Annotated in this window: 14 protein-coding genes; 12 read left to right on the forward strand and 2 right to left on the reverse strand. The window is 38.9% G+C overall.

Annotated elements, in window-relative coordinates:
* Positions 1 to 66 precede the first annotated feature (66 nt).
* From acnA to UMU13_RS06435, 12 genes are all read left to right on the forward strand, one after another.
* On the forward strand, positions 67 to 2793 hold the full coding sequence (gene acnA, locus UMU13_RS06380) for an aconitate hydratase AcnA (protein ID WP_328217897.1): 2727 nt from the start codon (positions 67 to 69) through the stop codon (positions 2791 to 2793).
* Between the two features lie 473 nt (positions 2794 to 3266).
* Complete coding sequence (locus UMU13_RS06385; protein ID WP_328217898.1) at positions 3267 to 6680, forward strand: chromosome segregation SMC family protein; 3414 nt, start codon at positions 3267 to 3269, stop codon at positions 6678 to 6680.
* A gap of 23 nt (positions 6681 to 6703) precedes the next feature.
* Positions 6704 to 7894 carry a signal recognition particle-docking protein FtsY gene (gene ftsY, locus UMU13_RS06390; RefSeq protein ID WP_328217900.1) on the forward strand — a complete coding sequence of 397 codons (1191 nt, stop codon included), beginning with the start codon at positions 6704 to 6706 and terminating at the stop codon, positions 7892 to 7894.
* Positions 7875 to 8717: a hypothetical protein gene (locus tag UMU13_RS06395; protein ID WP_328217902.1), complete on the forward strand. Its 843-nt coding sequence runs from the start codon at positions 7875 to 7877 to the stop codon at positions 8715 to 8717. Before ftsY ends, UMU13_RS06395 begins: the two co-directional genes overlap by 20 nt.
* Positions 8704 to 9732, forward strand: a complete 1029-nt coding sequence (locus tag UMU13_RS06400) for an SPL family radical SAM protein (protein WP_328217904.1) — start codon at positions 8704 to 8706, stop codon at positions 9730 to 9732. The genes UMU13_RS06395 and UMU13_RS06400 overlap by 14 nt, the downstream gene beginning before the upstream one ends.
* A 269-nt stretch (positions 9733 to 10001) precedes the next feature.
* Entirely contained in the window at positions 10002 to 10508 is a 507-nt protein-coding gene (gene tpx / locus UMU13_RS06405; protein ID WP_328217906.1) for a thiol peroxidase, read from the forward strand.
* A gap of 677 nt (positions 10509 to 11185) precedes the next feature.
* Positions 11186 to 13516, forward strand: coding sequence for a molybdopterin-containing oxidoreductase family protein (locus UMU13_RS06410; protein WP_328217908.1), 2331 nt, complete (start codon positions 11186 to 11188; stop codon positions 13514 to 13516).
* An 11-nt stretch (positions 13517 to 13527) separates the two neighbouring features.
* Positions 13528 to 14079 carry a 4Fe-4S dicluster domain-containing protein gene (locus tag UMU13_RS06415; protein ID WP_013886642.1) on the forward strand — a complete coding sequence of 184 codons (552 nt, stop codon included), beginning with the start codon at positions 13528 to 13530 and terminating at the stop codon, positions 14077 to 14079.
* Positions 14080 to 14094: 15 nt separating this feature from the next.
* Positions 14095 to 15282: an NrfD/PsrC family molybdoenzyme membrane anchor subunit gene (gene nrfD / locus UMU13_RS06420; protein ID WP_328217912.1), complete on the forward strand. Its 1188-nt coding sequence runs from the start codon at positions 14095 to 14097 to the stop codon at positions 15280 to 15282.
* A gap of 93 nt (positions 15283 to 15375) precedes the next feature.
* Positions 15376 to 15744: a DUF134 domain-containing protein gene (locus UMU13_RS06425; RefSeq protein WP_328217914.1), complete on the forward strand. Its 369-nt coding sequence runs from the start codon at positions 15376 to 15378 to the stop codon at positions 15742 to 15744.
* 10 nt (positions 15745 to 15754) lie between these two features.
* Positions 15755 to 15937 carry a DUF5320 domain-containing protein gene (locus UMU13_RS06430; RefSeq protein ID WP_328217916.1) on the forward strand — a complete coding sequence of 61 codons (183 nt, stop codon included), beginning with the start codon at positions 15755 to 15757 and terminating at the stop codon, positions 15935 to 15937.
* Between the two features lie 2 nt (positions 15938 to 15939).
* Complete coding sequence (locus UMU13_RS06435) at positions 15940 to 16296, forward strand: NifB/NifX family molybdenum-iron cluster-binding protein (RefSeq protein ID WP_328217917.1); 357 nt, start codon at positions 15940 to 15942, stop codon at positions 16294 to 16296.
* Between the two features lie 35 nt (positions 16297 to 16331).
* On the opposite strand, the gene nrfD (UMU13_RS06440) is transcribed toward UMU13_RS06435, so the two are convergent.
* Both nrfD (UMU13_RS06440) and UMU13_RS06445 read right to left on the reverse strand, forming a co-directional pair.
* Positions 16332 to 17510: an NrfD/PsrC family molybdoenzyme membrane anchor subunit gene (nrfD, locus tag UMU13_RS06440; protein WP_328217918.1), complete on the reverse strand. Its 1179-nt coding sequence runs from the start codon at positions 17508 to 17510 to the stop codon at positions 16332 to 16334.
* 9 nt (positions 17511 to 17519) lie between these two features.
* A complete protein-coding gene (locus UMU13_RS06445) occupies positions 17520 to 18140 on the reverse strand; it encodes a 4Fe-4S dicluster domain-containing protein (protein WP_328217919.1) in 621 nt (206 codons plus the stop codon).

The raw sequence follows: 18140 nt of genomic DNA on the forward strand, positions 1-18140 counted from the left end.
TTGCTTTGCAATGGGATGAGTAATTGTTATAATTTAAAAACAAAAAACACTATGCGAGGCTGCCCTATGAACAGAGAAGATTATAGAAAAAATATCAATATTTCAGACAAAAATTATGAATATTTCAGTATTACCCAACTTTCTGAGAAAGGTTATGATGTCTCGTCACTACCTTTTTCCATCAGAATCCTGGTGGAGAATATTCTCAGAAATATGGGGAATGGTATAGTTGAAGAATCAGATCTGAAAAACATTTGTGAATGGAAAGGGAAATATGAAGAGCCGGTTGAAATCCCTTATTATCCAGCTCGTGTTCTGATGCAGGATTTCACAGGTGTGCCGGCTGTGGTTGATTTGGCAGCTATGAGAGATGCCATGTCTGAGATAGGCGGTGATCCCGAAAAGGTCAATCCGCTTGTTCCCGTGGATCTGATTGTTGATCATTCAGTGCAGGTGGATTATTATGGATCGCTGAATTCCCTGGATAAGAATGTGAAAAAAGAGTACGAAAGAAACATTGAACGGTACTCAATGCTTAAATGGGCTCAGAACAGTTTTGATAATTTCAGTGTTGTTCCACCCAATTCGGGGATATGCCACCAGGTAAACCTTGAATATCTGGGAAAGGTTGTCAGGAATGACAACGGTGTCCTTTTTCCAGATACACTTGTGGGAACAGATTCCCATACGCCGATGATAAATGGTATCGGTGTTATGGCCTGGGGAGTGGGCGGAATAGAAGCTGAAGCCGTCATGCTCGGTCAGCCTTATTATATGCCCATCCCTGAGGTTATCGGTGTAAACCTAAAAGGTGAGCCTGCAGAAGGTGTAACCTCAACTGATATCGTTTTAAATATTACACAAATGCTTCGTAAATTTAATGTTGTAGGCAAGTTTGTGGAATATTTCGGAGACGGCCTGAAGAATTTGAGTGTATTTGACCGTGCCACGATATCCAATATGACTCCGGAATATGGGGCTACCTTGGGTTTTTTCCCAATTGATCATCTGACTCTTGATTATCTGAGGCTTACAAACAGAAACGAAGAAGCTGAAATAGTTGAGAAATATGCTAAAGATAACGGTTTTTATAACGATTACTCCCAAAACATAAAATATACGGAAGTGCTGGATTTTGATTTGAGCAGTGTTGAACCATCGCTGGCCGGGCCTGCAAGACCTCAGGACAGAATCTCCCTTTCGGATATGAAAAACAGTTTTTACGAAATTCTTGGATGCAATTATGAAAAGAAAGTGGATGAAAGAAATATTACGGCTTTTAACGAAGAGTCGAAAGAGTATGCAGACGTTGATGACAGTTGTGAGCCCGCCGGGATCAAAGAGGAAACTATAACAATTAACGGTGAAAATGTGACCATAATGGACGGAAGTGTTGTCATAGCAGCACTTACTTCCTGTACAAACACATCCAATCCTTATGTAATGCTCGGTGCCGGGCTTATTGCCAAGAAAGCGGTTGAAGCCGGTCTGAAAGTGCCTGTTTATGTCAAGACGTCTTTGGCCCCCGGTTCAAAAGTAGTGGTTGATTATCTGAAAGCTTCCGGGCTGCTTCCTTATTTAGAGGGATTGGGCTTTCATGTAACGGCGTACGGCTGTACTACATGCATAGGCAACAGCGGTCCGTTGAAACCTGAGATTGAAGAGGCCATTGATAACTCAAAGCTTAATGTTGCGTCTGTTTTATCAGGCAACAGAAATTTTGAAGCGAGAATTCATCAGAAGGTTCGCTCTAATTTCCTGGCATCTCCGATGCTTGTACTTGCCTTTGCTCTGGCCGGTCGCGTTGATATTGATATGTATAATGAGCCGCTTGGAAGCAATGTTAACGGTGAGGATATTTATCTGAAAGATTTGTGGCCGTCAGGAAAAGAAGTCCAGGATTATGTCGGTAAATATATAGATTCGGAATCTTTTGCCAAAGAGTATTCTGTAATTTTTGAAGGGGATGAAAACTGGAAAAAACTTGATGTTGCCAAGAGCACTATTTACAAATGGGATGAAAATTCCACATATATCAAGAAGCCTCCTTATTTTGACAATTTTACCACTGAACCCCCAAAGCTTCAGGATATTGAAAAAGCAAAGGTTCTCCTGCTTCTCGGTGATACAGTAACCACTGATCATATCTCACCTGCCGGATCCATACCTCCTGAATATCCTGCTGGTAAATATCTTCTGGAAAACGGCGTTCAGAAGAGCGATTTTAACTCTTACGGCTCCCGAAGAGGAAATCATGAGGTTATGATAAGGGGAACGTTTGCCAATGTCAGGATAAAAAACAAACTTGTTGATCCCAAGGAAGGCGGTTATACAGTCAAATTTCCCGAAAATCAGGAAATGTATGTTTATGATGCTTCTTTGACTTATTTGAAAGAAGACACACCGCTTGTTGTATTGGCTGGTAAAGAATATGGCACCGGCTCCTCCAGAGACTGGGCGGCAAAGGGGACACAGCTTCTGGGAGTAAGGGCTGTTATTGCCGAATCCTATGAAAGGATACATAAAAGTAATCTGGTGGGTATGGGTGTGCTGCCTTTGCAGTTTGAAGAGGGAAATTCCTGGCAATCCTTAGGACTTAAAGGTACAGAAACATTCAGTATAGAAGGGTTGGAAGATATTGTTCCGCGTAAGCAGTTTAAAGTGACTGCTGAACAAAATGACGGAGAAACGGTGGAATTTAATGTGATATCCAGGCTGGATACAGAAGTGGAAGTACAATATTTTATCCACGGTGGTATTCTTCCATATGTTCTGCGGACGATGATTAAATGATTTTATCTGTAAGAAGTTACCGTTTTTATATAAAGGTTGATACTTTTTTTGGTGAATTGTAGAGAGGTAAAGGTAAAGGTAAAGGTAAAGGTAAAGGTAAAGGTAAAGGTAAAGGAAGAGAGAGTTAGGTAGTGAAGTGGTGAGATAGAGAAATGCTAATTTGTTGAGTAGTATATTTGTGTATTGGTTGATTGGGCATTTACGTTAAACCTTGAACTTTAAACATATCACATCACCCGTAACCCATAATGCATCACGCATATAAATGCGAAAATTTTGGGAGGATGCCTGCAGTGAAAGTATTTGACTATTTATTGTGAATTGTATTATTTTCATTCTTAATTGTGTTATACACCACATAAGAGAAAGCTCTGAATAATATCTTGTCCCAAATTTAGGAATAGGGACTTAATGTGTCAGCCCGTACTTCATGAATTTTTCAGAGCTCTTTTTAAAAATTACAATGGATTACTATGATATTTAAACGCATCACCCTGCAGGGGTTTAAATCTTTTGTTGAAAAGACCAATATGGACTTTCCGTCCGGTGTGACCTGCGTTGTTGGTCCCAACGGCAGCGGTAAAAGTAATATTCTGGATGCCATCAGGTGGGTTTTTGGTGAACAGAGTGCCAGGGAATTAAGAGGCTCTGAGATGGAAGATATTGTCTTTGCCGGTTCGGAAAACAGAAAACCTTCCGGTTTTGCCCAGGTTTCATTAACACTCGGTGATTTGGATGATGAAACTACCGCTAAATGGGGCACATTATCCGAGATTACCGTTTCACGAAAATATTACAAGACGGGCGAAAGGGAATATCTGATAAATAACAGAAAGTGCAAACTGAAAGATATAAAAGAAATATTTTATGATACCGGAATAGGTGCCAGAAGCATTTCCATTATTGAGCAGGGGAAAGTTGAAAAAATTATACAGTCTTCTCCGGAAGAACTGAGGCTTTTTTTTGAAGAGACTGCCGGCGTTGTAAAGTTTAAAGAAAGAAAAAAAGAGGCAGAAAAGCGTCTTTCTCAGACTAAGGATAATCTGGGAAGGGTTAATGACATTATAGCCGAAGTAAGGCAGAATGCTTCAGCCCTTTATGAGCAGCTGCAAAAATTGAATAGCTACAAAGAATTAAAGGACAGTAAAAAACATCTGGATTTTTCATATCTTTTTAACAGCTATAATGAACTTAAAGAAAAGTTATCTGTACTGAACAAAAAACATGACGATAGTCTTCTAAGGATTAATGAAAAAAATAAAACCCTTGATAAACTAAGAGGTGACTTGAATAAAAGAAAAGCGGAACTTGGTGAAAAGCAAAAAGAGTATCAAAGATGTAATGAGACACTTATAGATTTGATTGAAAAAATTAATAAATGTGAAGCTGATATTAAGGTTCTGCAGAGCAATATTGAAAGCTCGGAGCATACAAAAGTGCAGCTGAAAGAAGAAATTGAAGCGGATAACAGTAAATTGCGGGAGCTTACAGATGAAAGCCAGCGTCTCAAGCATTCACTGGAGGAGCTTGAAGAGAGAAAAGGAAGCATTCAGGAAAAAATCGATGAAATAAACGATATACTGGCTGATCTTCAGTTGCAGAAAGAAGATAATGACGATGAGTTGGCAGAGTGCAGGGAAATATATCTCGATTTTACCCAAAAGGTTACCGAGCTTCGTAATGAAATTTACAAAAATGAAACGGAATATGAAAATACTGAAAAAAATATTAAAAAATTGAAGGCGGAACAAAAAGAAATTGATGACAATACAGAAGAATTAGGTGCAGAAAAAGAGCGCCTGAATAGTCTTATTGAAGATAAAAAGAGTGACCGCCGTATATATGCGGATAAACTGGAAGAGTTTGATGTAAAGCTTCAGGAGACAGAAGAGAAACTTAATGTAAAAGCAAAAGAGATGGAAGATATACGTATTGAACATTCCACCACGAAACGAACACTTGAACTTTTGCAGACCCAGCTGAAAACGGAGACTTTTGCAGATGAGGGGGATGAAAAATTTTTTCATGAAATCGGAGCTAAGTTTCTTGTTGATTTTCTGCCGGGGCACGATACCGAGGTTTTAAAAGAATTCGGTGATGTGCTTGTTTTGAAAGGAAATGATTCAAACAGCCGCAAAGAGCTGCTGTATAATATTGACAGGCTTAAGGGCTCCTACCGTTTTGTATTTGAAAATGAGCTGGATTCTTTTGAGAAATTTCTTCTGGAGACAAGTTTTGAGTCTGTTTCGGCAAATATAATAAAATTTGAACATATTTTTCATAAGTTCGGCGAAAAAGATAAAAATGCACTGGTGCTCAAGTTGAAAAACGATATAAAAACTGCCGAATCTGATATTTCCAGAGCAGGTATTTTATTGGAAGAAAAGGGCTCAGAATATGACAATCTGAAAGAGAAAAAAGACACTATTGCCTCAGAAATAGAAAAATTGAAAAAAACTAAGGAATCGCTGGATCAGGAAATCAATAAGTATGAGAACGAACTAAACACGGTTCTTAGTGATATATCTCGTGATAGAAGACGGACAGATGTCCTGAAAAAAGAGCTCAACGTGAACTCCGAAGAACTCGGAAGAATTAGAAGTGAAAACAAAAATCTGACTGCCCGACTTGAGGAAATTTCCGAGAAACAGGAAAACTATAATGAACAAATGGAAGAGCTGGAAGAGAAATCTGAGTTTCTAAGCAATAAGATAGATGAATATAAAGATCAGCTTTCAGAACTGAAAATTGAAATCAGAGGATATTCCGAGCAAATAAGCGGTATCAACAAACAGAAACATTACGTGGATAAGGATATTTCAACAACATCAAATAAAATTGCCGATTTAAAAAACAGGCTCAAAAAGCTTATGACTGTGGATGTAAGTAACTGGCAAACCGGTTTACAGTCAAAACAGGAATATTTGAAGAAATACAAGCGTGAGAAGATTCAGAATGAAGATTTAAAGAAATTTCTTGAGACGGAGTCAGAGGAGCTCAGAAACGGGGCGGAGGAGCTTGAAAACAGTATCAATGAACAGAAAGATGTAATAAATAAAGAGGAAAGGGAGTATGAAAGACTCCACTATTCCATAATGCAGACAAAAAGTGAACTTAAAGATTTGCAGGAGCGGTATGAAGAAAAGTACCAGGGTTCTGATATATACAATGACCTTAAAAGCTATGAAACCAAAGATTTCAAACCGAGGGTTATAAAGAATAAAATCGCTGATATTGAAAAAAAGATTGAAGAGCTGGGGCCGTTGAATATGGCTGCTGACAATGAATATTATGAAGCTCAGGAGCGTCTGGATTTTCTGCTGAAGCAGAGAGAGGATCTGGAGAACGCTATAGGCACGATATACGAACTGATCAGAGAAATTGATGACAGTACCGTAAAGCAGTTTAAGCATACTTTTGAGTCGGTAAGAAAACACTTCCTGGATATTTTTAAGATTCTTTTCGGGGAAGGTAAGGCAGAATTAAAACTGACTGATGAAAATAACCTTTTGACAACGGGTGTGGAGATATTTGTCCAGCCGCCGGGGAAACGGCTGCAGAATATGAATCTTCTTTCCGGCGGCGAGAAGGCTATGACTGCATGTACACTGCTTTTTGCAATGTTTCTGCATAAACCCACACCCTTTTGTTTCCTTGATGAGATTGATGCGCCCCTTGATGATGCAAATGTTAACCGTTTTGTTAAGATTGTCAAAGAACTGTCTAAGAAATCTCAGTTTGTGATTATTTCACATAATCAAAAAACTATTGAAAATGCTGATTCCCTGTACGGGGTGACTATGCAGGAACCCGGTGTCTCAAAAATACTTTCGGTGACATTGGATAAACAGGATTTGAAAAATACTAACGCCGCAAATCTAAAATAAAAAATAAGACGAGGTGAAGATATATGGGCTTTTTTGATGTTTTCAAAAGAAAAAAGCGTGAAGAAAAAGATAAGGAAAACATTCGGGATGATGACGAAGAAGTAATAGAGGAAGAAGAACAGGAAGAAACTGGTGAGAGTGAGAGTGTGAGTGACAGTGAGAGTGACAGTGAGAGTGAGAGTGAGAGTGAGAGTGGAAGTGAAAAGGAAGGTCAAATAGAAGAATCTGCTGGAGATGAGAAGGACGACAAAAGCGGCAGGAAAGAAGATAAGGAAAAAAAATCAGGTGTTTTCGGAAGGCTGAAAAAGGGGATATCCAAAACTTCGGGAAGAATAATCGGTGGAATGGAAACGATTTTTCTCGGCAAGAAAGAAATCGATGAAGAACTTTTGGATGAGCTGGAGGAGCTTTTTGTCACTTCAGATATCGGTGTTTCCACTACGATGAAAATAATAGATGACCTCAGAAGCGATGTGAGCAGAAAAATTCTAAAAAATCCCCAGGAATTGAAAAACGCCTTAAAAAAGAAACTTACAGAAATACTGGATATAGATAATGAGCTTGTGAAAACGGATGATAAGCCTTATGTCATACTTGTAACCGGAGTTAACGGGGCCGGAAAAACGACGAGTATTGCAAAACTGGCAAAAATGTTTAAAGAAAACGGTATGAGCGTTATGCTCGCCGCGGGGGATACATTTAGGGCTGCAGCAATTGAGCAGCTTGAAATATGGGGTGAGCGTGCAGGCGTTCCTGTGGTAAAACAGAAAGCAGGAAGTGATTCGGCAGCTGTAGTTTATGATGCGGTTCTTTCGGCCAAATCCAAAAAAATTGACGTGGTAATAGCCGATACTGCGGGAAGACTACACACTAAAGATAATCTTATGAATGAATTGAAAAAAATCAGCAGAGTTGTAAAAAAAGAGATGCCTGATGCACCCCATGAGGTTCTGCTGGTTTTGGATGCCACAAGTGGTCAGAATGCCGTTGCCCAGGCCAAAACCTTTGGCACAGAAATCGGTGTTACCGGAGTGATACTTACGAAACTTGACGGAACAGCCAAAGGAGGGGTTATCGTAGGTATCGTTGATGAAATGCAGCTTCCGGTAAAATTTATAGGTTTCGGTGAAAGCATGGATGATTTGAAACCTTTTGATGCCGGAGAATTTGTTGAAGCTTTATTTGAGTCCGCTGATGAAACTGATTACAGCTGATAAGATTCCAAATATCCAGCGTCTTACATTTAACTGGATTTTTCCGGGTGAAAATGAAGGAAGAGATGTTGAAAATTTAACGTATCCGCCTGCTCTTTGGGAAAAAGACGGCATTTATTATCAGCTGAATTATTTCAGCCGCTGTGCTGATGAATATTTTCTGCTGGAAAACTGTGATTTTCCCGGCGCATTGACTTTCAGTACCGATTTTTACGGCTCTCGGAACCTTAATATTATCGAACTTTCCAACATTCTATTTTTAACAAAAAATTTTGGCTATGATGTTTCGGATTTTGTCCTGTTTGAAAAATATGGGATTACAGGTGACAGAAAGATCACAACGCTGAGAGTTTTAAGAGATTTGTCCGAAGCTATTAAGAAATATCTTGCTCTTAAAAACCTTTCTTTTAAAACGTTGAATCTTTTAATCAGGTTACCGGATAATGTGATAAGCATCGTGGAATCTTATATTTTGAAGGAAAATCCGTCGGTTTCCGATTTTAAAAAAATGATTACAAAATTGTTTGATATGAAAGAGGAAATACCTCAGAATCTCACAATTTATGATAAAGATAAGCTGGAGAGGGTGTTTTTGTCTAAAAACATAGTCCAGGAAAATTTCCTTGGTGAGCTGAAAGAGCTTGTAGGAGAAATGAAACCGGTGGAAATTAAAAATTCAAATAATTTTGAAACTGATACTCTTGATCTGTGTTTTAAAATAAACTCACCGGAAGATTTTGAAAAAATATTGAGCAAAATGTTTGAAAGAAAAAACGTTGTAAAAAATATTTACAGGGTAATGGAAAAATATGATTTACATTGATAAAAGTGGATTTGACAGCCCATTTGTAAATATTTTTGAAAGAGAGGGAAGAAAGTTTACTTTTGTAAACAGCATGGAGGAAGTGGAGGATTCCAAGAATAATATTTACATAACTTCCGGTTATAACACTTTTGTCCACAGGTGCCCGGCTACAAGAAATTACAGGTGCTGCAATTATTATGTTGTGGACTTGGTCGAGGGCTGTCCTTTTGACTGCACATACTGTATTCTGCAGGAGTATCTTAATCATAATTTTATCAAAGTTTACTCAAACCTGGGTAGAGTGGAAGAAGAAATTATCAGTCTTTCAAAGAAAGGTGTTTTCAGACTGGGCACCGGCGAACTTTCCGACAGTCTGGCGTATGATCATATTTTAAAACTTTCGGATTTTTTTATACCTATTATCAACAAGCTTGAAAACATTCAGTTTGAATTTAAAACAAAATCTGCGAATGTGGGAAGGCTGTTTAATCATAATCCGGAAAATATACTTGTCTCATGGAGTTTGAATCCGCAGGAAATTATCGCTGCCGAAGAGCACTATACTGCAGATTTGGATGAGCGTATAGATGCGGCTGCAAAGTGCGCGGAATATGGATATAAAGTGGGTTTTCATTTTGATCCCCTCATTTATTATAATGACTTTGAAAAAGGCTATTCAGATGTAGCCAAAAAACTTTTTGAAAAGATTCCGGAACAATCGGTTGAGTATATAAGTATTTCAACGTTCAGATTTATCCCCGGTCTTCTGGATACTGTGAGGGAAAAGTTTGAGAGCTCACAGCTGCTGAAAAGTGATTATGTCAAAACACTGGATGGGAAAATGCGGTATTTTAAATCTCTGAGACATTACATGTTGGGATATATGGTAAGCAGGATAAGAGAGTACTGGCCGAATGTTTTTCTTTATTTTTGCATGGAACATGAAACTGTTTGGAAACAGCTGCTTGGATTTGATCCCGGTGAAAGGGAAAAATTTGAAAGTAATTTTCCCTTTTATCGCAAATCTCTGTAAAGTCATTGAAAGTTTTCTCTTTCAACATAACTTACTATTATATATCAAGTTTCGCACTTCGTTTGGTTATTGCGAACCCCTGTGTAAACAGGGTTGTGGCAATCTCAAAACAAGAAAAGCAGAGAGACTGCTTCGTCGTTTTCACTCCCTACCCTGTTAAATGCCACAGGCAATCAGCGAAGATGATATTTAACAGGGTGTGCAAAGACGTGAAAACAGTGAAAGCGCGAGACTTGAATTATATTAAACTAAAAATAAGGAGGTACTTTATGTCGAATGTTACAATGAAAGGAAACCCGCTTACTCTGGCTGGAAATAAGTTGAGTGAAGGCGACAATGCTCCGGATTTTAAGGTTGTGGATCAAAATTTGCAGCCAGAGTCACTCAAAGATTACTCCGGCAAAGTAAAGCTTATAAGTGTTACTCCTTCACTGGATACGCCGGTTTGTGATATGCAGGCCAGAAAATTTAATGAAGAAGCTGCTAAATTGGGTGATAACGTTGCTGTGCTGAACATCAGTGTTGACCTTCCTTTTGCCATTAAACGGTTTTGTAATGCCGCCGGAATAGACAAGGTGGAGACATTATCCGATTATAAGGATGTTTCTTTCGGAGAAAACTACGGGGTGCTTATAAAAGAACTCAGACTTCTTGCACGGGCTGTTTTTGTTGTTGATGATAAAGATATTGTCAGATACATGGAAGTGGTTCCGGAAGTTACAGATGAGCCTGATTATGAAACGGCTTTGTCTGAGTTACGCAAAGTGACTCAATAACTATTGTCTAAGTAATATTTGCAATATTGCGTTGAGAATCTGAATATTAATCTGACCTGTTCATAGTTTTAGCTTTGGACAGGTCATTTTATTTATAAACAGTAAACTGTAACAATAAATCCATTCATTCTCCTCCTTTTTAGATATCTTCATATGACCCGGTCTTACAAGATTTACCAATTCTAATTTTTTTAAATTATAAGGTGATTCACAGCGTCGGTATATTTCGAAAAAAAATGCATTCTGCATAACTAAAAACAGGCGTATTAATCTGAACTTTGGTTAATAAAGCAAAATCGCAATAATGGTCATATGTTCATAATAATCAAGTGACAAAATTTTGAAAAGCTAAATGTATAAATTTTTTTTATAAACCTTACTGATTGTGTAGGAATTGTAACTAATTGATTTAACACTATAATGTAAATAAGACCTATATAGTCCTAATAAAAAAGAATTTTTTTGTAAATTTTTTATTGCATATATATCTATAGTTGTATATTGTATACACAATAAAGAGCATATGACAATATTAAGCAGTTGTTTGTTGTTATGTGTTGAAGTTTTTACATACTGAGCGTGTTTTTAAAGCTTTGAGTATTGAAATGACCAATAATTGGAAAAAGAGTTATTTATGGCATGTGCTATAAATTGCTAAAATAGTTGGAGGCTAAAAAATGGGAAAAGGGCAGTTAGGTTTATCCAGGAGAAAGTTTCTTCAGGTATCAGGTGCTGCTGCATCTTCTATTGCAGCAGGAGGGTTGTTTAACACTGTAAAAGCGAGCTCAAGTGAACATTCAACCCTCAACTCTTCAAAGGGCAATGAAAAGTTTATACCGTCTGCATGCGGAATGTGTGTTAACAAATGCGGTCTTGTTGCACATGTGGTGGACGGCAGAATTGAAAAACTAAACCCAAATCATAAGTTTTTCAAATCCCGCTCAATGCTTTGTGCTAGAGGAAATGCCGGGGCTGCTGAGCCTTATAATCCTGACAGATTAAAAAAACCGCTTTTGCGTGTTGGTAAACGCGGTGAAGGAAAATGGAAAGAAATAAGCTGGAAAGAGGCTTATAAGCTGGCTGCTGAAAAGCTGGCAGAATTAAAACAAAAATATCAAAACAGATCTTCTGTAGCCTTTGTTTCAACCGAAGGTTTTCAGGAAGAGTTTTTCAATATGCTCTCAACTTCTTACGGGTCCACTAATACAGTAAGACATCCCACTTTGTGTTTGGCATCAGTTATTCAGGGATGGTCATCTGTTTTTGGCACATATCCCGATGCTGACTTAACGGAAGCTGATTTTGTTTTGATGCTCGGAGCTAACAGAGCCGAATCTTTTGTAACACCGGACACAATTGATTTTCAAAAATCCATGCCCAAAAAGCAAACGCTCGTTTATGTGGATCCCCGTTTTACATCCACAGCCGCAAAAGCAGACAAGTGGTATGCCATCAGGCCCGGGACTGACCTTGCTTTTGTATTGGCTGTAATTCATGTTATTGTAAATGAAAATCTGTATGATGAAAATTTCGTCAATAAATACACATACGGTTTTGAAGACCTTGTAAAACTTGTAAAACAGTATACACCGGAATGGGCTGAAAAAGAGTGTGAAATCCAGGCTGATGAGATTAGATGGGTAGCTCGTGAATATGCCAAATATGCCCCCAGAAGTGTTGTTTATCCGGGCAGAAGAACATCCTGGTATGTGAATGATGTATACTTCAGACGTGCCTGTGCCATTTTGACAGCAATTACAGGTAGTTGGGATGAGCCGGGCGGTATCGTTCCAAAATCATCAATACCTCTTAATAAGCATGATGGCGCTTTATATCCCTTTTATGAAATGGTTAAGCCGCGCATAGACGTTAGCAGAAAATCATCTATCAAAAATTTAATACCTAATGATGAGAGGGCCAAAGAAGGCCTCCCTCAGGACAGATGCGCATATTTAAGTGAAAAGGACGGCAGCTGGATTGTTTTCAGAGATTCAATACTTAAATCCGATCCGTATCCTGTAAAAGGTATGTTTGTTTTTAAACAGAACCCGGTTGAAGCAGTTCCTAACAGAGAAAGGACGTTAGAAATGATGAAGCAGATGGAGTTTATCTGCACGATAGATATTCAGATGTCTGATACTGCATGGTATTCTGATCTTGTACTTCCTGAATCCACATACCTGGAAAGATGGGATCCCTGCCATTCTCTTTCAGGGATATGGCCTATTGTAGTTGCAAGACAACCTGTTATTGAACCTATATTTGATACAAAATCCATGAAAGAGATAACTGCCGGAATTGTCAATGAAATGCTTAAGATCCCTTCATTATGGGATGACTGCTGGGAGTCAGATGTTAAAACTTTTAAAGAAACTGTTGTTGAGCCTATACTAAATCAGCCTACAGAGAAATTTATAGAACATCAACTTTCCAAATACCCCGGAGCTTATGAAATGATGCTTAAAGAAGGGGTGTTTTATCTTGATGATAAAGCAAAATATGGAAAAACAAAAAAGAAAGATTTCAGATATAAAACAAAGACGGGAAAGATAGAAATTTACAATGTTCGATACGAAAATGACGGATTAAACCCACTCCCCGTTTATGCATCACCTCCTCAGCCCAAACCCAACGAATTCAGAATGATTTTAGGCAGACACGCATGGAATACCCATTCCGGGACACAAAATAACGAATATCTGCACGAAATTGAGCCTGAAAATGCTGTATGGATAAACGATAAAAGAGCACTTGAGTTAGGAGTTATGGATGGTGACTACGTTTATGTCAAAAGTCCTGTAGGAGAACAAAAGATTAAGGCAAAAGTCACCAGGAAAATCAGACCGGATTGTATCTTTTATACACACGGCTTCGGACGTTTGTCTAAAGGATTGTCTTTGGTTTACAAAACCGGTGCTTCACAGGCCGCTATCCTGGAAGATTATGTTGACTCAATTTCCGGTAATGCGGCTATGCATGAAACGTTTGTTGAAATAAGAAAAGCTTAAGAGGTGCACAAATGGCGAAAAAAAAATATGCAATAGTATTGGATGCAAGTAAGTGCTTAAACTGCAAAGCTTGCACTGTAGCCTGTAAGTTTGAAAATAATGTCCCTGTGGGTCAGGAAACTTATAGAATCTGGGTAACAGAAAACAGGGTGCATGGGAATTTTCCTGATTTAACTCAAACTTTCCAGCCTTCCCAGTGCCAGCATTGTGAAAACACCCCCTGTGCAAGTGTATGCCCCACCAATGCCACTTATAAAACAGAAGAAGGTGTTGTGCTGGTTGATTATGATAAATGTGTTTTGTGCAAAGCGTGCATGACTGCCTGCCCTTATGATGCCAGGTTTGTTGATGAGCATCTGGAAGTAGTGGAGAAATGCACCATGTGTTACCACAGACTTCCTGACAGGGATCCGGCCTGTGTAGAAACGTGCCCGACAAAGGTCAGAGTGTTTGGTGACATAAATGATCCGAAAAGTAAAGCAAGTAAGCTTTTGGCAAAGAATTCATATTACAGACTGAAGCCTAGTGTTAATACAAGGCCTCGTTTGTTCTATGTAGATTAATAAAGGAGGTTTGCCATGACCACTCACACAGAAAAAGTATCAAATGTAGCAGGTAAGACCTTAACCACTTCTTTGATTGTTTTAGGGTTGATCTTGCTTGGTATCGGGGGATATGCTTCATTGCAGGTATTTTTGCAGGGTCATGAAGCTGTGTATGCTGTAAACAGAGAAGTACCTTGGGGATTATTGATAGCCACTTATGCATATTTTGTAATTACATCAACAGGTCTGGCTTTTATAGGCGGACTGGGACATGCTTTTGGCTTTGAGAAATACTCAAAAATGAGCAAGCGTATTGTAGTAATGGCCTTTGTGATTTTATTAGCTGGTTTTACACAGATAGGAATGGAAATAGGCCACCCCATAAGACTAATGATATATCTCATCCTTTCTCCAAATTTGAGCGCTCCAATTGTTTGGATGGGTGTATTTTACGGGATTGAACTTGTTATACTTGCAGTGGAACTGTATATAATATTTAAACCTAATAAGAAAGAGTCGGATCATAATACGGCTAAAATTGTCGGATTCTTTGCACTTCTTGTTGGAGTTCTTGCAACCAGTAACCTTGGGTATGTTTTCGGTTCTTTAAATGCAAGACCATTCTATCATGGAGTATATTTTTCAATATTTCTGGTGATTTCAGGTATAACAGCCGGTGCTGCCCTTTTGCTGGCAATTCATAATATAATTTACAAATTTAAAGTTCCCGAGAGTCTTCACAGCAGTATGAAAGCTCTTGGCAAACTTATGGGAGCCGGAATCGGAGTAATGATATTTTTATATCTGTGGAAAATACTTTCATCTCTGTATACTCAGCCCGGGGATAGTTATCTTGCGGCAAAAGCGCTGCTCACCGGTCCGTTAAGTATTAATTTTTGGGTTGGGGAATTGCTGCTCGCCGTAGTTTTACCGCTTGCAATAATAGTGTTTTCAAAGGCGTCCAATATGAAGGCATTAGGCATCGCCGGTATAATTTTTATGGTCGGCTTATTCTTTACCCGGTATGATTTTATTGTTGCCGGTCAGCTTCCTCCAATGAGGGAAGGACTCGCCGGTTCTGGTGTTCATACAGTAAATGGATTAGCTCAATATTCTCCCTCAGCTACTGAATGGATGATATTTGCTCTGGGATGGGGGGTATTCCTGGTTTTGTATTTTCTTGCAGAACGTTTCCTCATCTTGGATACAAAGGAACATTAACAGTTTTGCTGACCCGTTAACTGGCGGGTCGGCTTTATCTCAAAAATTAGAGTTGCAGGCAAGTGTGATTTTTTTGTTCATAAGGAGTTTGAAGTGCCCAGACAAGATAAAATAAGATTTGTTGGTTATGATCCGGAAGTAAAAAATTTTAAACCGAGTGGCTTACCATCTGTCAAACTTGATAAAGTAGATTTAACAATTGATGAGTTCGAAGCAATCAGACTTGCTGATTATTTGGGATATGATCATGAAAATGCCGCTCTCCTGATGAATATTTCAAGACCGACATTTTCACGTCTTATTGTAAGAGCCAGACACAAAGTAGCTGATTTTCTGGTGGGAGCAAAGGAGCTCATTATCAAAGGCGGTAATATAGAATTTGTGACCAGGCAGCAGTGTGATAAATGCGGACTTGAAGTGCTAAATGGCAATAATAATAAATTCAAACATAAGTGTAAATAGGGGGTGAGATATGCCCGGGTTAGACAGAAGAGGCCCTTTTGGAAACGGCCCTAAAACGGGTAGGGGTTTAGGAAAATGCAGTGACAACAGTGAATTTGCCAGACTTGAAAGAGACAGACCGCGCTATGGAAGATGCAGACACAAAACTTGTAGAGGCAGACATGGAAATAAAACAGACGTAAGGGAGAATTAACCATGAGGATTTCAATACCGCTTATTAATAATGAAGTTAGTGATCATTTCGGAGGAGCAGATTCGTTTTTTGTTGCTGATATTGCTGATGATGGCGAGATTGTTCGTGAATTTACACAAACACCGCCTGAACATGCTCCCGGGGTTTATCCGAAGTGGTTAAAAAGTGAAAATGTGGACATTCTGCTGACTAAAAGCATTGGAGGCAGGGCGAAAGTTTTTTTAAATGATTACGGAATAAAAGTGATCACAGGTATAAACAATGATAAACCGGAGAAAATAGTATCAGAATATTTAAAAGGAAATGTAAATTCCTCAAATGAATTTTGTGCGGGTTCAGGTAATTGTTCAGAGCATTAATGAAAGGCAGGCCCCATAAACGGGGCCTGCCTTTTTTATTCTTCGTTTAAATTAAGATATTTTTCTGCCATTAGATAGAGAAATGCACAGAAAGCTATCGCACCTATAACGATTGATACTTCGGTGAATGAGGGAGTATAAGATACCAATCCGTTGGGAAGTGCTCCCTGCACATGAGCTCCCGGAGCCGGTTCTCTCATTGGAACAAGCTGACCGGCGATTACCAGATCATATCTCATATAAAAGATTCCTATTACTGCTGAGATAGCTGCAACAAGACTTGCTTTAATGTTTCTTCCTTTTGTAAAAATAATTATGAAAAATGGTATTAACATTCCCAAAGCAACTTCAAACAACCAAAAGTTGACGCCCAGCTGGCCGGAAAGCAGTGTCTGTACAGCTTCAAATTTTTCTGGAGGTGCTCCGTAAATTGAAGTAATAACTTTCCAGATATCAAAAAATATCAATACACCAACAAGGAAACCGAAAATTTTGGTGATGCTCTTTAAAACCTTCACTACTTTCTCCGGCATGTTTGAAGGAGATCTGTAAGCTACAAAGAAAATGATTATTATCAAAGCAGATCCTGATATAAGAGCAGAAAGTATAAAGTATATTGGCAGGTAAGGACCGTGCCAGAAAGGTCTTGCTTCCAGCAGACCAAAAACCGCTCCGAGGTTAGAGTGGGCTGAAATACCTGCCAGAAAGCCTCCAAGACCTGCGTAAAACGCACCTTTGTGATTGTGCTTCATCAGAAAGTAAAATTCAACAATGATAAATACCAAGTATACTCCGTACAAAGTACCCATCCACCAGATGGCTGACTCGAAATTGGGTGAGATCACATTGTATATCATCATTCTGAAAGGGTGTCCGAGCTCCAGGGCAATGACACCAAAACCACACAACAGAGTAAATATTGCCAGTATGATCGATCTTTTTCCGATGACTTCAAAATTTTCAATTCCGAAAACGTGCCCCATGGATGAGACCAGGCAAAGTCCCGTGCTTGAAACCACAAAAAATACATATGTGGAAATCAAAATCCCCCAGGGAACCGTTCTGGTTACACCGTAAACATCATGGCCGTTAATCAGGACGCTGAACAAACCGTATACACCTAAAAGCGAGATAAGCAAGGTTAATATTAACCATATATTGGATATTTTATCGTTCTTAGCAAAAACGTTCATGGTTGATACGTTGGTAGTCATTTTTGCCTCCTATTTTATATATTTGAGTTTCGGTTTTGTTCCTTTTCCAGGTTTCAAAACCGTGTATTCATTTTCTGCCAAAAGTCTGTAAACTTCGCTGTTCGGGTCATTAAGATCGCCGAACACCCTTACTTTAGGAGGGCAGGTTTCAACACAAGCCGGATCTCTTCCCTCGTCTCTCCGCTGATAACAAAAAGTACATTTGTCAATGGCTTCTGTAGAGTGGCTTTCATATCTTGCATCATAAGGGCATGCGGTCATGCAGTATTTACAGAGAATGCATTTGTCTGCATCCACCATAACAACACCATCAGCCGTTTTGTAGGAGGCGTGTGTTGGGCAGACATGAACACATGGAGGATTTTCGCACTGCTGGCACTGTGAAGGCTGAAAACTTCTGCTTATGGTAGGATAATTGGCATAATGCGTATCTTCTGCCACCCAGATTCTGTAATTATAGAAGCCGACAGGTACGTAGTTTTCCATTTTGCAAGCTACGGTGCATGCTTTACAGTCTATACATTTTGAGGTATCAAGAACTATCCCCCATTTTTCTTTTGCGTTTCTTCTTTTATGTGCAAGCTTTTGGTTAGCTTCCGCAAGCTTTAAAGCTCTGCTGTTTTCACTCAT

The organism is Flexistipes sp. (assembly GCF_036172515.1).
Classification (GTDB): domain Bacteria; phylum Chrysiogenota; class Deferribacteres; order Deferribacterales; family Flexistipitaceae; genus Flexistipes.

Coding starts and splice junctions, on each gene's coding strand:
- acnA (WP_328217897.1), top strand. CDS start 67: ATGAACAGAGAAGATTATAGAAAAAATATCAATATTTCAGACAAAAAT.
- UMU13_RS06385 (WP_328217898.1), top strand. CDS start 3,267: ATGATATTTAAACGCATCACCCTGCAGGGGTTTAAATCTTTTGTTGAA.
- ftsY (WP_328217900.1), top strand. CDS start 6,704: ATGGGCTTTTTTGATGTTTTCAAAAGAAAAAAGCGTGAAGAAAAAGAT.
- UMU13_RS06395 (WP_328217902.1), top strand. CDS start 7,875: ATGAAACTGATTACAGCTGATAAGATTCCAAATATCCAGCGTCTTACA.
- UMU13_RS06400 (WP_328217904.1), top strand. CDS start 8,704: ATGATTTACATTGATAAAAGTGGATTTGACAGCCCATTTGTAAATATT.
- tpx (WP_328217906.1), top strand. CDS start 10,002: ATGTCGAATGTTACAATGAAAGGAAACCCGCTTACTCTGGCTGGAAAT.
- UMU13_RS06410 (WP_328217908.1), top strand. CDS start 11,186: ATGGGAAAAGGGCAGTTAGGTTTATCCAGGAGAAAGTTTCTTCAGGTA.
- UMU13_RS06415 (WP_013886642.1), top strand. CDS start 13,528: ATGGCGAAAAAAAAATATGCAATAGTATTGGATGCAAGTAAGTGCTTA.
- nrfD (WP_328217912.1), top strand. CDS start 14,095: ATGACCACTCACACAGAAAAAGTATCAAATGTAGCAGGTAAGACCTTA.
- UMU13_RS06430 (WP_328217916.1), top strand. CDS start 15,755: ATGCCCGGGTTAGACAGAAGAGGCCCTTTTGGAAACGGCCCTAAAACG.
- UMU13_RS06435 (WP_328217917.1), top strand. CDS start 15,940: ATGAGGATTTCAATACCGCTTATTAATAATGAAGTTAGTGATCATTTC.
- nrfD (WP_328217918.1), bottom strand. CDS start 17,510: ATGACTACCAACGTATCAACCATGAACGTTTTTGCTAAGAACGATAAA.
- UMU13_RS06445 (WP_328217919.1), bottom strand. CDS start 18,140: ATGAGTGAAAACAGCAGAGCTTTAAAGCTTGCGGAAGCTAACCAAAAG.